This window comes from Devosia sp. J20-27 (assembly GCF_055808595.1).
Genome location: NZ_CM147875.1, coordinates 1,449,732 through 1,468,495 on the forward strand (window position 1 = coordinate 1,449,732; position 18,764 = coordinate 1,468,495).

An 18,764-nucleotide genomic window follows, 5' to 3' on the forward strand; every position below is an offset into this window, starting at 1 on the left:
TTCATTCCTCGCGCAGGAAGCGGGCCGGTCGGATCGAGAGGGCGGACCAGGTCGAGGCGACGCCGATGGCGATGCTGAGCAGGACGGCGCCGAGCACAACGACGGCGATGGTCAGCGGATCGGCAAAATAGTCGATCTCGAGGATGCGGGTGACGAAGGCCCAGGAGCCGGCAACGCCAAGGGCAACCGCCAGCAGGGCGGCGAGGGCACCCAAGAGGCCATATTCGACGATATAGGCGACGATGACGTCGCTGCGGCTGGCGCCGAGGACCTTCATCACCACGGCATCGGCCTCGCGCTGCTTGCGGCCGGCGGCCATGGCCCCGGCGAGCACGAACAGCCCGGAGACGACGGCCAGCCCGCCGATGACAGCGACGGCATTGGTGACCGCCCCGAGAATGCTGGCGAGCGCGTCGATCGCCTCGCCGACGGGCACGAAAATCAGCTCGGGGAAGGCGTCGATCAGCGCCTGCTGCACGGCGCGCTCGTCGCCGGGGGCGGTCTTGAGCAGGCCGATATAGCTGACGGGCGTGGTGACGGCGCCAGGCGAGAGCAGGAAGGAGAAATTGATGCCGCCCGAGCGCCAGACGAAGTCGCGGAAGGAGGCGATCTTGGCGGTCACCGGCTCGCCGAAGATGGTGAGGGTGACCTCGTCGCCCAGTTTCAGGCCGAGCGGCTCGCGCAGCCTGTCAAAGACCGAGATCAGCGGCGGGCCAGCATAGTCGGCGGGCCACCACTCGCCCTGGGTGATGGTGGACTTGTCGGGCAGTTCGCCGGTGAAGCTGAGCGGGATCTCGTTTTCGTAAATCCAGGAAAAGTCGGTGTCGACGCGCGGCAGATCGGCGACCGGGGTGCCGTTGACCGAGGTGAAGGCCCCACGGATCATCGGCGTGGCGGTGAAGGTCTCGATGCGGGCGTCGGTGGTGGCGAAGGTCGTGAGATCGGCGGCCTCGTCATCGAACAGATCCATGAACACGAAGGTCGGGGCGTCCGGGATCGACTCGCGGTCGAGCTGGCGGCGCAGGCTGCCGTCGACCAGCGAGATGATCAGCAGCAGCGCGAGGCCGAGCCCGAGCGACATGATGACCACCGGCGCCGGGGCGCCGGGGCGATGGATGGCCTTGAGGGCATTGCGCAGATGGGCATTGGGCAGCGGCGGCACGAGGCGGAGACCGCGCTGCAGCAGCCAGGCGGCGCCGCGCAGCAAGAGGAAGGCGAAGGCGACGCCGAGGGCGTAGTAGAAGACCAGCAGCGGCCGGCCGGTGGTGACGGCGGCGAGCGCGTAAATGCCGCCGAGGGCGACGAGCAGAGGCAGCCACAGCGCCGGACTGGCCAGATCGCGCCAGGTGGTGACGCCTTCGATGGCGGAGCCGGCGGAGCGGAACAGCAGGGCCGGCTTCAGGGCCTGGGCGCGATGCAGCGGCAGGTAGCCGAAGGCGAAGCCGATCAGCAGGCCGAAGCCGCCCGCGGTGAGCAGCGAGGTGGCGTCGACCACGGCGGGCAGGTCGAGCCGGAGCAGGCCACCGATGACGGGCAGGGCAACCAGGGTGAGGACAATGCCGAGGGCGATGCCGAGAGCGATGCCGATCAGGGTGAGGATCATCACCTGGGTGAGGAAATGGAAGAGGATGCGGGTGCTGGTGGCGCCGAGGCTGCGCATGGTGGCGATGGAGCGCTGGCGCTCGGTGACATAGGCGCTGACCGCATTGGAGACGCCGACGCCGCCGACGATCAGCGAGGAGAGGCCGACAATGACGAGGAAGCGCGCGAAGACATCAAAGAAGCGGGCGAGGTCGGCAGTGGCATCCTGGGGCGAGGCAATGGTCCAGCCGGCATCGGGGAAGGCGTTGCGGATGGTGACCGCAGTGGCGATGAAGCCGGGCGGATCGAGCAGCATCTTGTAACGATACTTGGCCAGTACGCCGGGCTGCAGGATGCCGGTGGTGCCCAGACCCTCAACCGAAAGCAGCGCCGGGATGCCGAGCTGCACGCCCTGCGTCACCTGGTCGGGCAGGGATTTGAGGATGCCGCGGAGCTGGAAGTCGGCCTCGCCGATGGTGACGAGGTCGCCCAGCTTGATGCCCATGCGGTCGAGCAGCAGGGAATCGACGACGGCGCCATAGTGGCCGTCGCGGTTGGCCAGCAGCGTGGCGAGGGAGGCGGGTGGACCGTCGGTCTCGAGCTCGACGCTGCCGAGCAGCGGATAATTGTCATCGACGCCGCGCAGCGCCAGAAAGGCGCTCTGGCCAGGCACGCGGGCGCGGCCCATGACCTCGACGACCTCGCTGACGGTGGCGAGCTCGGAAAAGAGGGCACGTTCGGCTTCGTTGGCGGCGCGGTAGGAGAGGCTGGCCTCGAGATCGCCGCCCAGCACGGTACGGGCATCGCGGGCGAGGGCGGCCTGCATCGAGGCGCCGACGGAGCCGACAATGGCGATGGTGCCGACGCCGAGTGCCAGGCAGGCGAGCAGGATGCCGAAGCGCCGCAGATCGCCGCGCAGGTCGCGCAGGGCTACTCGCAACCACGCGCCGAGGACGGTCATCAGCTGAGCCGACCCTGGTTCATGTGCAATTGCCGGTCGGCCTTGGCGGCAAGCGCCGGGTCGTGGGTGATGAGCAGGATCGAGGTGCCCTTGGTGCGGGCGAGGCCGAACATCAGCTCGATGATGCGGGCGCCAGTCGACTGGTCGAGATTGCCGGTGGGTTCGTCGGCCAGCAGCAGCCGGGGCTCGGTGACCATGGCGCGAGCGAGGCCGACGCGCTGCTGCTCACCGCCCGAAAGGGCGCTGGGCAGGTGGGTCAGGCGATCGCCGAGACCGACTTCCTCGAGCGCGGCTGTGGCGCGGTCGCGAATGGCCTGCCAGGGCATGCCGGCATCGGCAATCTCGAGCGACAGGGCGACGTTTTCGAGCGCCGTCATCGAGGGCACGAGGTGGAAGTTCTGGAACAGGATGCCGAGGTTGTTGCGCCGGGCGATGGCCAGCTGATCCTCGTTCATGCTGGTCATCGGCGTGCCGTTCAGCACGATGGTGCCGTTGCTGGCGCGCTCGAGGCCGCCGAGGACCATGAGCAGCGAGGTCTTGCCGCTGCCGGAGGGACCGACAACGGCGGCGACTTCGCCGGCTGCGAGGGTGAGGTCCACGTCCTTGAGGATGTGGAGGGGAACGCCCCCGCTCTCGAGATGGAGGTTCACTCCGGTAGCCTGAACGACGGGCAGGGACATCAAATCAACTCTGGTGGTCCCGCATAGATAGGCGGCGACGCCGCAAAATCAATCGGCGGCGCCCGCCTGCGTCAGAACACCGCCAGATATTTCAGCAGCGAGATGATGCCGATGATGATGACGACGATCTGGATGATCTGCTTGATGCGCGCCTCGACCGGCAGGCGCTGAACCAGCCAGAGGATGAGGACGACGACGAGAAAGGTGATCAGAATTCCGACGAGAACAGACATTGGGCACTCCGTTGAAGGGGTGTGACGCTACCCCGGTTGCCCAGACAACGAGCCAGTGGCGAAAAAGTGCCATGAGTGCGGCGGAATTGTCTGGTCCGACGAAAGCCGACTTGCACCGGCGGGCCGGTTGAGGTCTTGCTGTAGCCTCAGGAACACCAAGCCATGGCCGGAAAACCACCAGAGACGATCGAGGACACGGACGAACTCGTCGGCCCGCGCGTACGGGGCGGCGGGGCGCAGCGCGTCTATGACCGGCTCAAGCAATCGATCGTCGAACTGACGCTGGCGCCGGGCAGTGCGCTGGACGAGGTGTCGCTGTCGGAACAGTTCGCCATGTCGCGCACGCCGATCCGCGAGGCGCTGGTGCGGCTGGCGGCCGAGGGGCTGGTGACGACGCTGCCCAATCGGTCGACGATCGTGACGCCGATCGACTTCATCGGGCTGCCGACTTATTTCGAGGCGCTGACGCTGATGTACCGGGTGACGACGCGCACCGCGGCGCTGCGCCGGCGGGCCGAGCATCTGGTCACGATCCGGGCGCATCAGGCCGGATTTGCCGATGCGGTGCGGCGGCGCGATGCGCGCGAGATGATCAGCACCAATCGCGATTTCCACGTCGCCATCGCCGAAGCGGGCGGCAATCCGCATTTCACCGGGCTGTTCACGCGGCTGCTCGACGAAGGGCGGCGGATCCTGCGGCTCTATTATTCGAGCTTCGATGACAAGCTGCCGCGCCAGTATGTCGACGAGCACGAGGCGATCATCCAGGCCATTGAAGCGGGCGACGCCGAACTTGGCGAACAGCTGGCAGCCGGCCATGCGGCGCAGATTGTCCGGCAGATCCAGGACTATATCGCTCGCGACGACCTGCAGGCGCTCAAGCTCTAGCTGGAGCGGACCAGGCGCTGGTCGCCGTCGCGCAGGCGCCGCGGCACCACGTCGAGGGTGCCACGGAAGCCGGTGACGCGGTCGCGGCCGGCGGCCTTGGCGTCATAGAGGGCCTGATCGGCGCGGCGCAGCAGGTCGACTTCGGAACGATCCACGGCGTTGTCGGCATAGCTGGCGATGCCGACGCTGACGGTGATAACGCCCTTTTCGCTGGCCTCATGCGGCAAAGCGAGGTCGCGCAGGCTGCGACGCAGCCGCTCGGCGATGACATAGGCGCCGTCCTCGTCGGTGTTGGGCAGCACGGCGACGAACTCCTCGCCGCCATAGCGGGCGAGGGAATCGCCGGGGCGCAGGGCGGCGTCGCGCAGGCTGCTGGCGACGAGCTTGAGGCATTTGTCGCCGGCCTGGTGACCGTAGCAGTCATTGTAGGCCTTGAAGCGATCGACATCGATCATCAGCAGGCTGACGGGCTGGCGCTCGCGGGCGGTGCGGGCCAGCTCGTTGCCGAAGATCTGGTCGAAGGAGCGGCGGTTGAAGAGGCCGGTGAGTCCGTCGGTGGTCGCCAGTTCCTTGAGCTGATCGGTCATGCCCTGCAGCGACAGCTCGGAATTCTTGATGGCGGTGATATCGGACACGACGATGAGCGAGGAGCCGTCGCTAGTCGGGCGGGTGCGGATCTGCAGCCAGCGGGCATCCTTGTAGCCGACCTCGATCTGGCTTTCGTGCCTGAGATCGAGGGCAATGCGCTCGACCCAGGCGCGCTGCGCCTGTGGATCGTCGGGAAGGGCGAGCTGCTCGCCGGCGGCAACGACCGCCGCGAGAATGTCGTGGATATGAGCGCCTTCATGCGGCCGGTTGTCGGGCAGCGGGAAGAGTTCGGCATAGCGCTGATTGCAGAGGACGAGATAGCCGGCGTCGTCGAACATGGCGAGGCCATCCGACATTTCGGTGAGCGCGAAGGAGACGAGGTTGTGATCGCGGGCGGCCTTTTCCTCGAGGCGACGGCGATCCGTGATGTCGCGGGTGACGCCGACAAGTCCGATCACGTTGCCCTCGCTGTCGTGCAGCGTGGACTTGGAGGTGGAATGCCAGCGCTGCTCCCCGTCGCGGCCGAGATGGGCTTCCTCGATGTTGTTGACCGTCGCATCGGTGCGGACGATCTCCGCGTCGCAGGCGGCCACCTCTTCGGCGCGGCCCGGTGGAAAGGCTTCGGCCTCCAGCTTGCCGACAAGCTGGCGCGGGCCGGCGAAGCCGAGCTCGCGGGCGACGCCGAGATTGGTGGCGATGAAGCGGCCCGTGGTGTTCTTGATGTAGAAGAAATCCGGCGCCTCGGTCACGGCGGCCTTGAGCAGCGTGTGTTCGAAGGCGAGGCGTTTGCCGTGGCGCAGGGCGGCCGACGCCAGCAGCAGGCCGATGGTCACCAGCGGCGCGATGAGCGCGGCGCTGGCGAGCACACCGCCAAGGTCGGCTGCGGCGGGCACGAGGGAGAAGCCGCAGGCCGTGCCGATACCGATCAGGACCGAGCTGGACAGCAGGGCCAGCGGGGTACAGCGGCGACCCGAGAGCAGGCGGCAGCCCGTGGCGACAACTGCGGTGAGCACGATGACCGCGAGACCGGGCCAGAGACCGGGGCCGCCGAGGACGAGTTGCCCGCCGGCGGCCAGCAGCGCGGCGGCGAGGCCAATGACGGGTCCGCCGAAAAATCCGGAGAGGGCAATCGGGATGGCGCGCAGGTCGAACGGCGCGCCGGTCATCAGTTCGACGGGCAGTTGCATGGTCGCCAGCGCCGCCAGGCCCATGGCAGTGGCAAAGGCGAGCTTGCGATAGCGGCGCGGGTGCCGTTCAAGGACCTGCTGGGCGTGGACCCAGAGGGACACGAAGAGTGCCACAACGGCCAAGTTCGCAATCAGGACGAACCACACGACAGTCAATCACTCCAATACGCGCAGACAACATTGGAGTTTTAGGGCTATTAACCCTTCCAGCCGGTTAACCGGGCTTTTCCGGCGCACGCGGGCTGGAGAATTGCGCATCGGGACGGGATGAAATGATCAAGTTTTCGGCCAATCTGGGTTTCATGTGGACTGACAGGCCCTTGCTCGAACGCATCGCGGCGGCGGGCCGGGCCGGGTTTCCGGCGGTCGAACTGCATTGGCCATACGATGTCCCGGCCAGCGAGACACGGGCTGCCTGCGCCGCCGCGGGCGTGACGCTGCTGGGACTGAATACGGCGCCGGGCGAGCGTGCGGGAGATTTCGGACTGGCGGCCCTGCCCGGGCGGCAGGCCGATTTCCGGGCGGCGTTCCGGCAATCGCTCGACTATGCCCAAGCAGCAGGAGCGACAGCGATCCACGCCATGGCCGGGGTGGCGGCGGATAGCGCCGAGAGTGCGGCGGTGCTGGTGGAGAACCTGCAGGCCGCGGCGGACGCGGCGGCCGGGAGCGGCGTCACCGTGCTGCTCGAAGCCATCAACCGGCGCGACAAGCCGGGCTATTTCTACTGGCAGGTGGAGCGGGTGGCCGAAATCATCGCCCTGACGGGCAGGCCGAACGTGCGGATGATGTTCGACTGCTATCATGTGGGCGCCGGGCAGGGCGAGGTGATCGGCCGGCTGGCGCAGATGTGGCCGCTGGTCGGCCACATCCAGATCGCGGCTGTGCCGTCACGCGCCGAGCCGGACGAGGGTGAGCTCGATTACGCGGCGGTGTTCGCGGCGATCGAGCGGCTGGGCTATGACGGGTTTGTCGGCTGCGAGTACCGGCCCCGCGGCGATACCGACACGGGGCTGGGGTGGCGGCAGGCGCTTACGCGGTAGCGACGGCGCTTTCGCCGGGCCGGGAGCGTTCGGCGGCAAGAGCGCTGTCGAGGATGCGCTGCAGATTGGCGGCATGGGCAAATGACGGCTCGAGCGTATGCCCCTCGCGGACGGCGCGGATGAAGCGCTGGTAGTTGGTCTCGACCGGCTCGAGCGGGATTTCGGTCCAGGTCTGGGTGTGGCGGTCCTCGCCGAGGCAGGCGCGCAGGCGCGAGATGCGCGGGCCACCAGGGGCTTCGACAGCAAAGCGGACTTCGAGCCCGCCGGTATCGCCGAAGATGCGCAGGAAGAGATCATCGGCGTGGCCGGTGGCAAAGCGCGAGGCGTGGATGACGCCCAGTGCGCCGTTGTCGAATTCGACGGACATGACGAAGCTGTCGTTGGCATCTAGCAGATACTCGCCGATGCGGTCATCCTTGGCCTTGTGGAAGGTCTTGAGCCGGCAGGACATCTCCCGGACTTCCGAAGCGCTGCCGTAGGAGGCGAAATCGAGGATGTGGATGCCGATATCGCCCAGCACGCCGTTCGAGCCATGCTGGCGTGACAGGCGCCAGAGCCAGGCGGGCGTGGTGCGCCAGTCGCCCCACTGGTTGCTGGTGAGCCAACTCTGCAGGTAGGAGGCCTCGATGTGGCGGATGTCGCCGATGTCGCCGGCCAGCACCATTTCGCGGGCGCGCTGCAGGGCCGGGACGTTGCGGTAGGTGAGGTTGACCATGCCGACGAGCCCGGCCCGCGTCGCAGCCTCGGTCATTTCGAGTGCGTCGGCGTGGTTGGTCGCCAGAGGCTTTTCGCAGAAGACGTGCTTGCCGGCGGCGAGCAGTTGCATGGTGGTGGGGTGATGGGCGTTGTCGGGCGTGATGTTGGCGACGGCGTCGAACTCGCCCCAGGCCAGCGCCGCCTCGAGAGAGTTGAAGCGGTTGGGGACGCCATGCTTGTCGCAATAGGCGTTCAGCCGCTCGGGATTGACGTCGACGGCCGCCACGATGGCGACGGTGTCGATGGTCTTGAAGGCTTCGGCATGCAGCCGTGCCATGCCTCCGGTGCCCAGGATCAGCAGGCGTGTTGCAGCGGTCATCAGGTGTCTCCGGGAGGCGGTTCCAGCAGCCTGCTGCACATTGGCGCCCCGGCAGGTGTCGGGGGGAGTAGCTTGCTGCGCGATGGTTGATCGAGACCCGATGTGACACGGATTCGACATGGGCGGTCAATTGCGTCAAAAGGTTCAACCATCGAGCACATTGTAAGTTCAGTCCCCTCGCCGGGATTGGTCGACATTTTCGCAAACCGCGTTCCGACCGCCCGGTCCGGGGACCGGATGCCGCCGGTTTGTTCCATGCAATGAGGAGATCGGGTGACCGACATGACCTTCCGTACGATCCGCCGCGAACAGGAAATGAAATTCGGGACGCAGCTGACGCGGGACGGATGCCGTTTCCGCCTGTGGGCGCCGCAGTGCGAGAGCGTGTCGATACGACTGCACGACATGGACAAGACTCTGCCGCTGCAGGCGCAGCCGCGCGGCTGGCACGAGATCGAGGTGCGCGGCGCCGGACCTGGCACGCGCTACAACTACGTGCTCGAGAACGGCATGCAAGTGCCCGATCCGGCCTCGCGCTACCAGCCGAACGACGTCGAGGGGCCGAGCGAGGTTGTCGATCCGTTGGCATTCGAGTGGACCGACCTGGGCTGGCGCGGGCGACCGTGGGAAGAGACGGTGCTCTACGAGATGCATGTCGGGACGTTTACGCCGGAGGGGACGTTTCGCGCTGCTATCGACAAGCTCGACTATCTCGCCGGCCTCGGGGTCACCGCGATCGAACTGATGCCGGTGGCCGAGTTCCCGGGCGGCTGGAACTGGGGCTATGACGGTGTGCTGCTGTTCGCACCCGACCAGAGCTATGGCACGCCCAACGACCTGAAAGCCCTCATCGACGCCGCGCATGCGCGCAACCTGATGGTGTTTCTCGACGTTGTGTACAACCACTTCGGCCCGAAGGGGAATTACCTGTCGATCTACACGCCGGTGCTGACCGACAAGCATGAGACGCCCTGGGGAGCAGCGGTGAATTTCGACGATGAAGGCTCAAGCATGGTGCGCGATTTCGCCATCGCCAACGCCAAGTTCTGGATCAACGAATACCGGTTCGACGGTCTGCGCTTCGATGCGGTGCATGCGATCCGTGACAGCGGTCCGCTGCATCTGCTGCAGGACATGGCCGAACAGGTGCGGGCCGCCACCGATGGCCGGCATGTGCACCTTGTGGCGGAGAACTCGGACAATCACGCCGGCTGGATGACGCGCCGGGAAGACCTGACGCCGGGGCTCTATACGGCGCAGTGGAGCGATGACCTGCACCACTGCCTGCACAGTGCCGTTACCGGTGAGGCATTCGAATATTACGTGGACTATGCCGGCCGTCGCGACCTGCTGGCGCGGTCGCTGGCCGAAGGGCTCGCCTATCAGGGCGAGAAAGCCGCCTATACCGGCGACGCTCGCGGCGAGCCGAGCGCGCATCTGCCGCCGCTGGCGTTCGTGTCGTTCATCCAGAATCACGACCAGGTGGGCAACCGGCCGCATGGCGACCGGCTGCATGCGATTGCGCCGCCCGAAGCGGTGCGGGCCATTGCGGCAATCTATCTGCTGGCGCCGCATGTGCCGCTACTGTTCATGGGCGAGGAGTGGGGCACGCTGCGGCCCTTCCCGTATTTCACCGATGTGGGCGAGGACCTCGCCGACATCATCCGCCGGTCGCGCATGGAAGAGTTCGCCGACTCGCCATGGGCCAGTTCGGGGACGGCGCCGCCCGACCCGATGGCCCGCACGACATTCGAGGCCGCCAAGCTCGACTGGGACCAGCAGCAGAGCATGGGGCATGGCCAATGGCTGGCGCTCTACAGGACGCTGATCGAGACGCGACACGCCGAGATCGTGCCGCGGCTGCCCAACATGAGCGGACACGCGGGCAGCTATGACATTCTGCAGGACCAGGGCATCGCGGTGCAGTGGCAACTGGGCGACGGCTCGACGCTGGCACTGATCGCCAATCTCGACGCGCGGCCGCTCGACAATGTCGCCCGTCCGGCCGGCCGATCAATCTGGCAGGAAGGCAAGGTCGAAGGCGGCAGCTACGCTCCCTGGTCGATGACACTTACCCTAGCCGAGGCCAATTGATGACTGCCCGACCCACCCCGGTGCCGCGCGCCACCTATCGACTGCAACTGACCAAGGACTTCGATTTCGGCGACGCGGCAGCCACGGCGCCCTATCTGGGGGCTTTGGGGATCAGCCATGCCTATCTGTCCCCGGTGCTGAAGGCGCGGGCCGGCAGTGCGCATGGCTACGACACCGTCGATCACTCGATGCTCAATCCCGAACTGGGGACGCTCGAGGATTTCCGCGCCATGGCGGCGGCCTTCCGGGCACATGGCGTCGGCATCATTCTCGATATCGTGCCCAATCACGTGGGCATTGGCGGGGCCGACAACGAGATGTGGCTCGACCTGCTCGAGTGGGGCGAGCAGAGCCGCTATGCGCGCTGGTTCGACGTCAACTGGATGCCGACCGAAACGTCGCTGCACCACAAGGTGCTGGTGCCGTTTCTCGGCTCGGCCTATGCGGATGCGCTGGGCAATGGCGATCTGCAATTGCGGTTCGACGAGACGGCCGGCGAACTCTCGGTGTGGATGCATGATACGCACAAGCTGCCGCTGGCGCTGCCAAGCTATGCCGAGGTGATCGGCGGCATTGCCGGGCTCGAGAACATTGTCGAGCGCTGCAAGGCGCTGTCGGAGGCGAGCGAGGAAGAGGGGCTCGAAACCGTCACGGCGCTGAAGCGCGAACTGGCCGAGAAGGCCGCAGCAGGGACGGAAGCCGGCGATGCGCTGCGGGCGCGGGTGGCGCAATTCGGCCGGCCTGAGAACGCCGATGCCTTTGACGCGCTGATCAATGCGCAGCACTGGCGACCGGCGCGCTATTCGGTGGCCGCCGATGACATCAACTACCGGCGCTTTTTCATCGTCTCCGATCTGGCCGGCATGCGCGTCGAACGCAACGAGGTGTTCGAGCATGTGCACAAGCTCACCTTCCAGCTGGTGGAGGAGGGGCTGGTCGACGGGCTGCGGGTCGATCATATCGACGGACTGTTCGACCCCAAGGGTTATGCGCTGAAACTGCGGGAACGCTGCCCGCGGCCGATCTACCTCGTGGTCGAGAAGATCCTCGCGCCGCACGAGACGGTACCGGCCGACTGGCAGGTGGACGGCACCACGGGCTATGAATTCATCACCGAGACGGTGCAGCTGATCACCGACCCGGAGGGCGAGGCGGCGCTGACCAGCGGCTACCAGGACATCACCGGCGACCTTTTGAGCGTCGACGAAACCGAGCGTGTCGCCAAGTTCGAGATCATGGATTTCGAGATGTCGGCGGAACTGGACGCGATCTGTGCGCAGCTGGCCGAACTGGCCGCGTCGCAGCGCGAGACCAGCGACCTCACCACCAATTCGCTGCGCAATGGCCTGCGGCAATACGTGGCCTCTCTGCAGGTCTATCGCACCTATTTCGATGGCGGTCCGTTGAGCGAAGCGGACCGGCGCGAGATTGCGGCGGCGTTCGAACTGGCGCGGAACACGGCGTCGACGCTCTATCCGGCGGTGTTCGACTTCCTCGAGCAGGTGGTGAGCGGCAGCGACATGGTGCATGACACGGCGATGGCGGCGGCCATTGCACGTCGCATCCAGCAGTTCTCGGGGCCGGTGATGGCCAAGGGGCTCGAGGACACGGCGCTCTATCGCTACAACCGCTTCATTGCCAGCAGTGATGTCGGGCACCGGCCCGACCTCCTCAGCAAGTCCATCGATGCCTATCACGCCTACCAGAGTGCGCGGCAGGTCGATGCGCCACACGGCATGCTGACCAGCTCGAGCCACGACACCAAGCGGGGCGAGGATATCCGGGCGCGGCTGGCGGTGCTGAGCAGCCGGGCCGAGGCATGGCTGGGCGCGGTGGACCGGTGGCGGGTGGCGCTCAAGCAGGCCGGAGCGCCCGAGATCGACGCCAACGACGCCTACTATTTCTTCCAGATGCTGCTCGGCGCCTGGCCGGCGGGATTTGCTCCCGATGCCGAGCTGGACCCGGCCGCGGTGGAGCTGTTCTGCCAGCGGCTGACGGCGGCGATGATCAAGTCGATGCGCGAGGCGCGGTCGCGCACCAACTGGACGCTGCCGGACGAAGACTACGAATCGCGGGTGTCGAATTTCGTCGCAATGGCCCTCAATATATCGCCCGAGAATGGCTTCCTCGCCGACTTCAAGCGATTTGAGGCGGATGTGGCGTTGGCAGGGGCGCAGAATGGTCTTATTGTTGCTGTACTCAAGCTGAGTGTTCCCGGGGTGCCCGATATTTATCAGGGCGCGGAATTCTGGGAACAGAGCATGGTCGATCCCGACAACCGCCGCGCCGTCGATTTCTCGGTGCGGGCGGAGGCGCTCAACGAGACAGTACCGCTGCCGGCCTTGCTGGCGGCCTGGCGTGACGGGCGTATCAAGCAGCGGGTGATTGCCACCCTGCTGGCGCTGCGCAAGGCCAGACCGGCACTGTTTGCCGAAGGCAGCTACGAAAAGCTGCAGGTGTCGGTGGGCGGATCGGTGCTGGCATTCCGGCGCCGCCACGGGACCGACGCGATCGCTGTCGCCGTCCGGCTCTATCCCGGACGGACAGAGGCCGGAGAGCGGCCGACAGTGGATCTGGGAACATCGCCAACGGGAGGTTGGCGGATCGAACTGGGAGAGGGGAGTGTCGACGACGCAGGGCAACTGCGCGTCGATTTCGACCGGTTGCCGGTCGTGGTCGCGGTGACCGAATAGGGAGATCAACGGCCTCGATCGGAACCTCCGGTCCCGGCCAGCCGTTTTGACTGCAAGGAGACTGACGAAGATGAACCAGACACAGGACTCACACCCTGATGTTGCGCTGTTGATCCGGCAGGAAATGATGCTCGAGCAGCTGCGGCCGATCGAGGACATCATTGAGGCCGCGCGCAAGGAAGTGGCCAAGCATCGGGCCGCCTGCGCGACGGCGGAAGCTACGCGTCACATCGATCCGCAACGGCTGCGCGAGGCGACGGCTGCTGCCAACGGCATCGACGAACTGCTCAGCCGCTTCGATTCAATGGTGGCGGAAGTGGGCGGGGTCTCCAAGGTCGGCGACGAGGCCCTCGACCAGATGCGTGCGACGCTGAAGGCGCTCCGCAGCCAGATGACCACCGTGGTCGCCAAGCTCGACACCCTCGGCGAGCACTAAGAAAATCGGCCGCCCTCGGGCGGCCGTTTCGTTTGCGGATGTCTTCCCCTGTGACTCTAAAGAAGGGCGCGCAGGGCGTTGAGGATAACGGCGACGTCGATGGCCTCCTGCAGCAGGGCACCCTCGACCGGCGAGAGATAGCCGAAGGCGGCAAAGACCATCGCGATCACCGACAGGCCCAGGCCGACGATGACGCTTTGCAGGGCAATGTTGCGGGTGCGCCTGGCAATGACGATGGCTTTGGCGAGGGGGCCGAGCTTGTCTATGAGGAGCACCACGCCGGCGGCTTCGGACGATGCGGCGGTGCCGCGCGCGCCCATGGCGACGCCGACGTCTGCCGCAGCGAGGGCAGGGGCATCGTTGACGCCATCCCCCACCATCATCACCACGGCAGTGGCCGCTTCCTTGCGGATGACATCGACCTTGCCGGCGGGATCGAGCGCGCCCAGCACCTCGTCGACCTGCAGTTCCTCGCCAACCGAGCGGGCGATCTCCTCGCGGTCGCCCGAGGCCAGAACAATACGCCTGAGGCCGGCGCTGCGGAGGTCGCCGAGCAGCTGCGTGGCGTCGTCGCGCAGCCGGTCTTGCATGATGATCAGCCCGGCGGCGACGCCGTCGCTGGAGACCGCCACGGTGATGACATCGCGCGCCAGGCCGGCCTGCAATGACGCCGGCATCGGCGCGGGCGTGAGGCGGCTGACAAAGCCGTAGCCGCCGACCACGATCCGGTGCCCCTCCACCAGACCTTCGATGCCCTCGCCCGGCGTTTCCTCGGTGTCGAGCGGCGCGGAGAGCGGAAGGCCGCGCTTTGTCGCCTCGCTGATCAGGGCGGTGGCGACGACGTGGCCGGAGGCCTGATCGAGACTGGCGGCGAGGCGCAGCACGTCGTCCTCGGAAAAGCCCTCGGCCGGGCGGATGGCGGAGACCGTGGCATGACCATGGGTGAGCGTGCCGGTCTTGTCGAGCACGGCGGTCTCGACCTTGGCCAGCGCTTCGAGGATGCCGCCGCCCTTGACCAGCACGCCGATACGGGCGGTGCGCGAGATGCCGGAGATGACGGCCACCGGCACGGCGAGGATGAGCGGGCAGGGCGTTGCGACCACCAGCACGCTGAGGGCGCGGACCGGATCGCCGGTGAGCAGCCAGGCAGCGGTGGCCAGCACGACGGTGAAGACGAGGAACCAGATGGCGTAGCGATCGGCCAGCCGCACCATGGGGGCCTTGCTGGCCTGGGCGCGCTCGACCAGCCGGACGATGGCGGCATAGGTACTTTCCGAGGCCGGGCGCGTGGCCAACAGATCAAAGGAGGAGCCGACGCAGGTGGCGCCGCTGAGGCCTTCGCCACCGGGCAGGATGCGCTGGGGAATGGATTCGCCGGTCAGAGCCGAGAGATCGAGCGTCGCTGCCGAGCCGGTGACGGTGCCGTCGACGGGCAGGGTTTCGCCCTTGCGGATCAGCAGGCGATCGCCCGGCACGATCCCGGCGACCGGCACCTCCTCAAGGTCGGCGCCGTGATAGCGCATGGCCGAGTGGGCGACGCGGCCGAGCAGCGCCGTCATCTCGCGGCGGGCCCGGCTCTGGGCAAAGGTCTCCAGCAGCTGCCCGCCCGCATACATCAGGGCCACGACATTGCCGGCGAGAGTCTCGCCAAAGGCGAGCGCCGCCGTCATGGAGAGGGCGGCGACGATATCGAGGCCGACATCGCCGCGGCGCAGCGAACCGATGATCTCGACGATCAGCGCCAGCAGCACCGGCAGCGTGGCGGCACTCCAAGCGAGGCTCGACCACTCGGGCCGGCCGAGCAGCCAGAAACCGATGCCGGTTGCGAGGCCGGTGACGGCGATGCCGACCAGAACATAGTGCAGGTTGATGCCGCGGAGCCCTGCAGCCGGGCCATGGCCGGTCACGACGCCGGTGCTGCCGGAGGGTGTGGTTTCCGGGTTGGCCGAACTGGTAATGGGCCTGCCTCCTTGTTGCGGCGCCCATCACGTCTTCGCATCGGTTCGCCGACCCGAGCTTCCACTGCCACGATGTCCAGCACAAGACCCCGGCAGGGGCGAGCTGGAAACCGTTGCTTCCGATCGTTCGCGAGGGAGGCGAGTTTTTGTTGGTTCCCCGTCAGCTTTAGAATGCCAATCGTGGATTTGGGCGACGATGCGCTCTACATTTCGTTCACGTTTTTCCTGGGAGTGGTTTGTATGCGCATTGCTGGTTTGTTTGTTGCTGCCGTGCTGGCGGCGTTCCCAGTGGCGTCGCTTGCAGCGGACGCCACGCCGCTCGTCACGGCGGAGTGGCTGAAGGCGCACGCCAATGACGAAAACGTCGTCATCGTCGATATCCGCGACAAGGTGGCAGAGACCGATCTCGGTGACCTGCCCTATATCGCCAATGCCGTGGTCGCGCCCTACAGCACCGCCGGGTGGCGCACCGAAGCCGAGGGTGTTCCGGGCCAGATCCCGGCGCCCGAGCAGATCGCTGGCCTGATCGGCGGCCTCGGCATCGACGGAGACGACCATGTCGTGATCGTTCCCTGGGGCACCGACTCGTCCGAGTTCGGCGGCGCCACCCGCGTCTTCTGGACCTTCAAGTATCTGGGCCATGACGAGGTCTCGATCCTGGATGGCGGCTGGCGGCAGTACGATGCCGAAGGCGGCGAGCGGGTGGCCGAACCGGTTGCTCCGGTGGCCGTGACCTTCCCCTATGAAATCCAGCCGCAGCTGCGGGCCACCACGGCCGATGTGGAGGCCGCACTGGCCGACGGGACCAAGCTGATCGACGGTCGTCCCGAGGAGCAGTATCTGGGCCAGTCCAAGAGCCCGGTGGTGCGCATCGAAGGGACCATTCCGGGCTCCCGCAATCTGCCGCACTCGAAGTTCTACAGCGCCGAGTATGCAAGCTTTGCGCAGCCCGAGACGATCGCCGCGCTGATGCAGAGCGTCGCCCTGGCGCCGGACGAGAAGAACATCGTCTTCTGCAATACCGGTCACTGGGCCTCGATTGCGTGGTTCGCCCTGCATGAAGTGGGTGGCAATGCCAACACCACGATGTATGACGGCTCGATGGCGGAATGGACCGCCGATCCGGCCCGACCGATCCAGTAAGCATAGCTTCGACCCCAACGACTGCGGTTCCGGCTGCTGCCCATAGGGCGGCAGCCGGAATCACGGTTCAGCCACCCAGAGTTCTATGAGCGACGTTTCCGGCATCGCGCCAAACTTCCTGCCTTCGGTACAAGCCAACCGCGCGCCTCTCCTGGTCGCCGCTGCGATGCTCATCGTCGGCTTCGTGTTCATCTCGCTTGCCGTCGATCTGCGGCAGGGCGCCCTGTTCCTCATCGGCGGCGGACTGGGCGTTGCGCTCTATCACGGCTCGTTCGGTTTCACCGGCGGCTGGCGCCGGATGGTGGTGGAACGGCGCGGCCAGGGCATGCGCGCGCAAATGCTGGCCATCGGCGTTGCCGCCATTGCCATGATCCCGCTGGTCGCGGCCGGCAATATCGGTGGTCAGGCCCTTGTCGGCGCGATGGCGCCGGTCGGTGTTTCGGTGCTGGTTGGTGCCGCCATCTTCGGGCTCGGCATGCAACTGGGCGGCGGCTGCGGCTCGGGGACGCTGTTCACGGTCGGCGGCGGCTCGTCGCGCATGCTGGTAACGCTTGCCTTCTTCATTGTCGGCGCGGTGGTGGGGACGGCGCATCTGCCGTTCTGGCTGCAGCAACCCTCGCTTCCGGCGATCAGCCTCGGCGCGGAATTCGGCGTCGGCTTTGCCGTCGCGGTGACCATACTTGGCCTCGCGCTCGTCGCGCTGATCACGGTGCTGGTGGAGAAGCGGGCGCATGGCTCGATCGAGCGGACCCCGGCGCCGGCCCGGGCAGGCTGGAGCTGGGTGCTGCGCGGGCCGTGGCCGCTGGTCGGCGCGGGTCTGGTGCTGGCGCTGCTCAACATCGCCACGCTGCTGGTCGCCGGGCACCCCTGGTCGATCACCTATGGCTTTGGCCTGTGGGGCGCCAAGATCGCACAGGCAGTGGGGGTCGATGTCGGGAGCTGGGAGTTCTGGACGTGGCCGGCGCAGGCCCAGGCGCTCAATTCCAGCGTGCTTGCCGATACGGTTTCGGTGATGGATTTCGGCCTCGTGCTGGGCGCGGCACTTGCAGCGGCCGTGGCCGGAAAATTCGCGCCCAAGGCCAGCCTGCCGCTGGGGTCGCTGCTGGCCGCCATCGTGGGTGGCCTGCTGATGGGCTATGGCGCGCGGCTGGCGTTCGGCTGCAATATCGGGGCGCTGTTCTCCGGCATTGCCACGGGAAGCGTGCACGGCTGGCTGTGGTTTGCAGCAGCCTTTGTCGGTTCGATAGGGGGTGTCGCCCTGCGTCCGGTTTTCGGCCTTGATGGATTCTCCAGGAAATGACCGCTCGCAACACCCTGATCTTTGGCGCTGCGCTCGCTGTTGCCACCGCCGCCATTGCTGCCGATCATGCGACCCGGCCGGTGCCGCCGCGTCCCGTGTTTGACGCCGGTAGCAAGTCGGCGGGCGCTGCGCCATGCGCTGCCGGTGCCGTGGCGCCCTGCGCCGCGGGCGCCGCAACGCTTCTGGCTGCGCCACCGCCGCCGGCAAAGCGTCCTGCCGAGGGCGCCAGTACGCTCGCCCCGCCGCCACCCGTGCCGAAGGCAAACGCGGCAGGCGGGGAAGCGCCTGACCTCAAGGTGGACGGGAGCTAGATGGCCCAGTCTGACCGTGCGCAAGCGCTGACCGAGATTGCCTTTTGCGAAGCCATCCTTGCCAAAGGCGGGCTCAGTATCCTCGGCGAACTGTTCGGCGGCGTGCCGGAGATTGCGGCCTGGGAGCACTACCCGCCCGGTGACGTGTTCGATCCGGCGAGCAATGCGCAATGGTATTACCATTGTCATCCGGCGACCGAAGGCGACGCCGAGCATGGACATTTCCACTGCTTCCGCCGGCCGGAGGGCCCCGACGGTCCCATCCATCATCTGGTCGCGGTGGGGATGGACAGCGGTGGACGCCTGTCCCGGCTGTTTACCGTCAACCAGTGGGTCGTTGGCGATGACTGGGCCGACGCAGACGAGACCATATCGCTGCTCTCGGGATTCGACATGCAGATGCCCAGACCGTCCTATCTGGTCAATCGCTGGCTGACGGCGGTCCTCGTTGCCTATGAAGCGGAGATCATCGCGTTGCTGCAGCAGCGGGACCGCGTGCTGAATGCGCGGGCTGCGGCGGGGGGCGAAGCCGTGCGCGACGACCGGACGATTGAGGTCCTGTCGGAGTACAGGATTCCGGCCTGACGCTGTGGCAG

15 protein-coding genes are annotated in these 18,764 nt (G+C 66.8%); 9 read left to right on the forward strand and 6 right to left on the reverse strand.

Annotated features, from left to right (window positions below):
- Position 1: 1 nt before the first annotated feature.
- From AC0L4C_RS07065 to AC0L4C_RS07075, 3 genes are all read right to left on the reverse strand, one after another.
- A complete protein-coding gene (locus AC0L4C_RS07065) occupies positions 2–2,542 on the reverse strand; it encodes an ABC transporter permease (RefSeq protein WP_473402918.1) in 2,541 nt (846 codons plus the stop codon).
- On the reverse strand, positions 2,542–3,192 hold the full coding sequence (locus AC0L4C_RS07070) for an ABC transporter ATP-binding protein (RefSeq protein ID WP_473402919.1): 651 nt from the start codon (positions 3,190–3,192) through the stop codon (positions 2,542–2,544). The genes AC0L4C_RS07065 and AC0L4C_RS07070 overlap by 1 nt, the downstream gene beginning before the upstream one ends.
- 101 nt (positions 3,193–3,293) lie before the next feature.
- Positions 3,294–3,455, reverse strand: a complete 162-nt coding sequence (locus AC0L4C_RS07075; protein ID WP_473402920.1) for a Thivi_2564 family membrane protein — start codon at positions 3,453–3,455, stop codon at positions 3,294–3,296.
- A 162-nt stretch (positions 3,456–3,617) separates the two neighbouring features.
- On the opposite strand from AC0L4C_RS07075, the gene AC0L4C_RS07080 reads away from it, so the two are divergent.
- Positions 3,618–4,343, forward strand: coding sequence for a GntR family transcriptional regulator (locus AC0L4C_RS07080; RefSeq protein ID WP_473402921.1), 726 nt, complete (start codon positions 3,618–3,620; stop codon positions 4,341–4,343).
- Here the strand turns inward: AC0L4C_RS07080 and AC0L4C_RS07085 are convergent.
- Complete coding sequence (locus AC0L4C_RS07085) at positions 4,340–6,220, reverse strand: diguanylate cyclase (protein ID WP_473402922.1); 1,881 nt, start codon at positions 6,218–6,220, stop codon at positions 4,340–4,342. The genes AC0L4C_RS07080 and AC0L4C_RS07085 overlap by 4 nt on opposite strands.
- A 170-nt stretch (positions 6,221–6,390) precedes the next feature.
- On the opposite strand from AC0L4C_RS07085, the gene AC0L4C_RS07090 reads away from it, so the two are divergent.
- Entirely contained in the window at positions 6,391–7,158 is a 768-nt protein-coding gene (locus AC0L4C_RS07090) for a hydroxypyruvate isomerase family protein (RefSeq protein ID WP_473402923.1), read from the forward strand.
- Here AC0L4C_RS07090 and AC0L4C_RS07095 read toward each other — a convergent pair.
- On the reverse strand, positions 7,148–8,233 hold the full coding sequence (locus tag AC0L4C_RS07095; protein ID WP_473402924.1) for a Gfo/Idh/MocA family protein: 1,086 nt from the start codon (positions 8,231–8,233) through the stop codon (positions 7,148–7,150). The genes AC0L4C_RS07090 and AC0L4C_RS07095 overlap by 11 nt on opposite strands.
- 282 nt (positions 8,234–8,515) lie before the next feature.
- On the opposite strand from AC0L4C_RS07095, the gene treZ reads away from it, so the two are divergent.
- From treZ to AC0L4C_RS07110, 3 genes are all read left to right on the forward strand, one after another.
- Complete coding sequence (treZ, locus tag AC0L4C_RS07100) at positions 8,516–10,327, forward strand: malto-oligosyltrehalose trehalohydrolase (protein WP_473402925.1); 1,812 nt, start codon at positions 8,516–8,518, stop codon at positions 10,325–10,327.
- Positions 10,327–13,020 (forward strand): malto-oligosyltrehalose synthase, encoded by a 2,694-nt coding sequence (gene treY, locus AC0L4C_RS07105; RefSeq protein ID WP_473402926.1) that lies wholly within the window; start codon positions 10,327–10,329, stop codon positions 13,018–13,020. The genes treZ and treY overlap by 1 nt, the downstream gene beginning before the upstream one ends.
- A gap of 70 nt (positions 13,021–13,090) precedes the next feature.
- Entirely contained in the window at positions 13,091–13,456 is a 366-nt protein-coding gene (locus AC0L4C_RS07110) for a hypothetical protein (RefSeq protein WP_473402927.1), read from the forward strand.
- Positions 13,457–13,512: 56 nt separating this feature from the next.
- Here the strand turns inward: AC0L4C_RS07110 and AC0L4C_RS07115 are convergent, their stop codons facing one another.
- Entirely contained in the window at positions 13,513–15,363 is a 1,851-nt protein-coding gene (locus AC0L4C_RS07115; protein ID WP_473402928.1) for a heavy metal translocating P-type ATPase, read from the reverse strand.
- Positions 15,364–15,654: 291 nt separating this feature from the next.
- On the opposite strand from AC0L4C_RS07115, the gene AC0L4C_RS07120 reads away from it, so the two are divergent.
- From AC0L4C_RS07120 to AC0L4C_RS07135, 4 genes are all read left to right on the forward strand, one after another.
- Positions 15,655–16,557, forward strand: a complete 903-nt coding sequence (locus AC0L4C_RS07120) for a sulfurtransferase (RefSeq protein ID WP_473402929.1) — start codon at positions 15,655–15,657, stop codon at positions 16,555–16,557.
- Between the two features lie 85 nt (positions 16,558–16,642).
- On the forward strand, positions 16,643–17,857 hold the full coding sequence (locus tag AC0L4C_RS07125; protein ID WP_473402930.1) for a YeeE/YedE family protein: 1,215 nt from the start codon (positions 16,643–16,645) through the stop codon (positions 17,855–17,857).
- Positions 17,854–18,168, forward strand: a complete 315-nt coding sequence (locus AC0L4C_RS07130) for a hypothetical protein (protein ID WP_473402931.1) — start codon at positions 17,854–17,856, stop codon at positions 18,166–18,168. Before AC0L4C_RS07125 ends, AC0L4C_RS07130 begins: the two co-directional genes overlap by 4 nt.
- The gene (locus tag AC0L4C_RS07135; protein ID WP_473402932.1) at positions 18,169–18,753 is read left to right on the forward strand and encodes a DUF6969 family protein; all 585 of its coding nucleotides are present in this window, start codon (positions 18,169–18,171) and stop codon (positions 18,751–18,753) included.
- Positions 18,754–18,764 lie beyond the last annotated feature (11 nt).

Coding starts and splice junctions, on each gene's coding strand:
- AC0L4C_RS07065 (WP_473402918.1), bottom strand. CDS start 2,542: ATGACCGTCCTCGGCGCGTGGTTGCGAGTAGCCCTGCGCGACCTGCGC.
- AC0L4C_RS07075 (WP_473402920.1), bottom strand. CDS start 3,455: ATGTCTGTTCTCGTCGGAATTCTGATCACCTTTCTCGTCGTCGTCCTC.
- AC0L4C_RS07080 (WP_473402921.1), top strand. CDS start 3,618: ATGGCCGGAAAACCACCAGAGACGATCGAGGACACGGACGAACTCGTC.
- AC0L4C_RS07090 (WP_473402923.1), top strand. CDS start 6,391: ATGATCAAGTTTTCGGCCAATCTGGGTTTCATGTGGACTGACAGGCCC.
- AC0L4C_RS07095 (WP_473402924.1), bottom strand. CDS start 8,233: ATGACCGCTGCAACACGCCTGCTGATCCTGGGCACCGGAGGCATGGCA.
- treZ (WP_473402925.1), top strand. CDS start 8,516: ATGACCTTCCGTACGATCCGCCGCGAACAGGAAATGAAATTCGGGACG.
- treY (WP_473402926.1), top strand. CDS start 10,327: ATGACTGCCCGACCCACCCCGGTGCCGCGCGCCACCTATCGACTGCAA.
- AC0L4C_RS07110 (WP_473402927.1), top strand. CDS start 13,091: ATGAACCAGACACAGGACTCACACCCTGATGTTGCGCTGTTGATCCGG.
- AC0L4C_RS07120 (WP_473402929.1), top strand. CDS start 15,655: ATGCGCATTGCTGGTTTGTTTGTTGCTGCCGTGCTGGCGGCGTTCCCA.
- AC0L4C_RS07125 (WP_473402930.1), top strand. CDS start 16,643: ATGAGCGACGTTTCCGGCATCGCGCCAAACTTCCTGCCTTCGGTACAA.
- AC0L4C_RS07130 (WP_473402931.1), top strand. CDS start 17,854: ATGACCGCTCGCAACACCCTGATCTTTGGCGCTGCGCTCGCTGTTGCC.
- AC0L4C_RS07135 (WP_473402932.1), top strand. CDS start 18,169: ATGGCCCAGTCTGACCGTGCGCAAGCGCTGACCGAGATTGCCTTTTGC.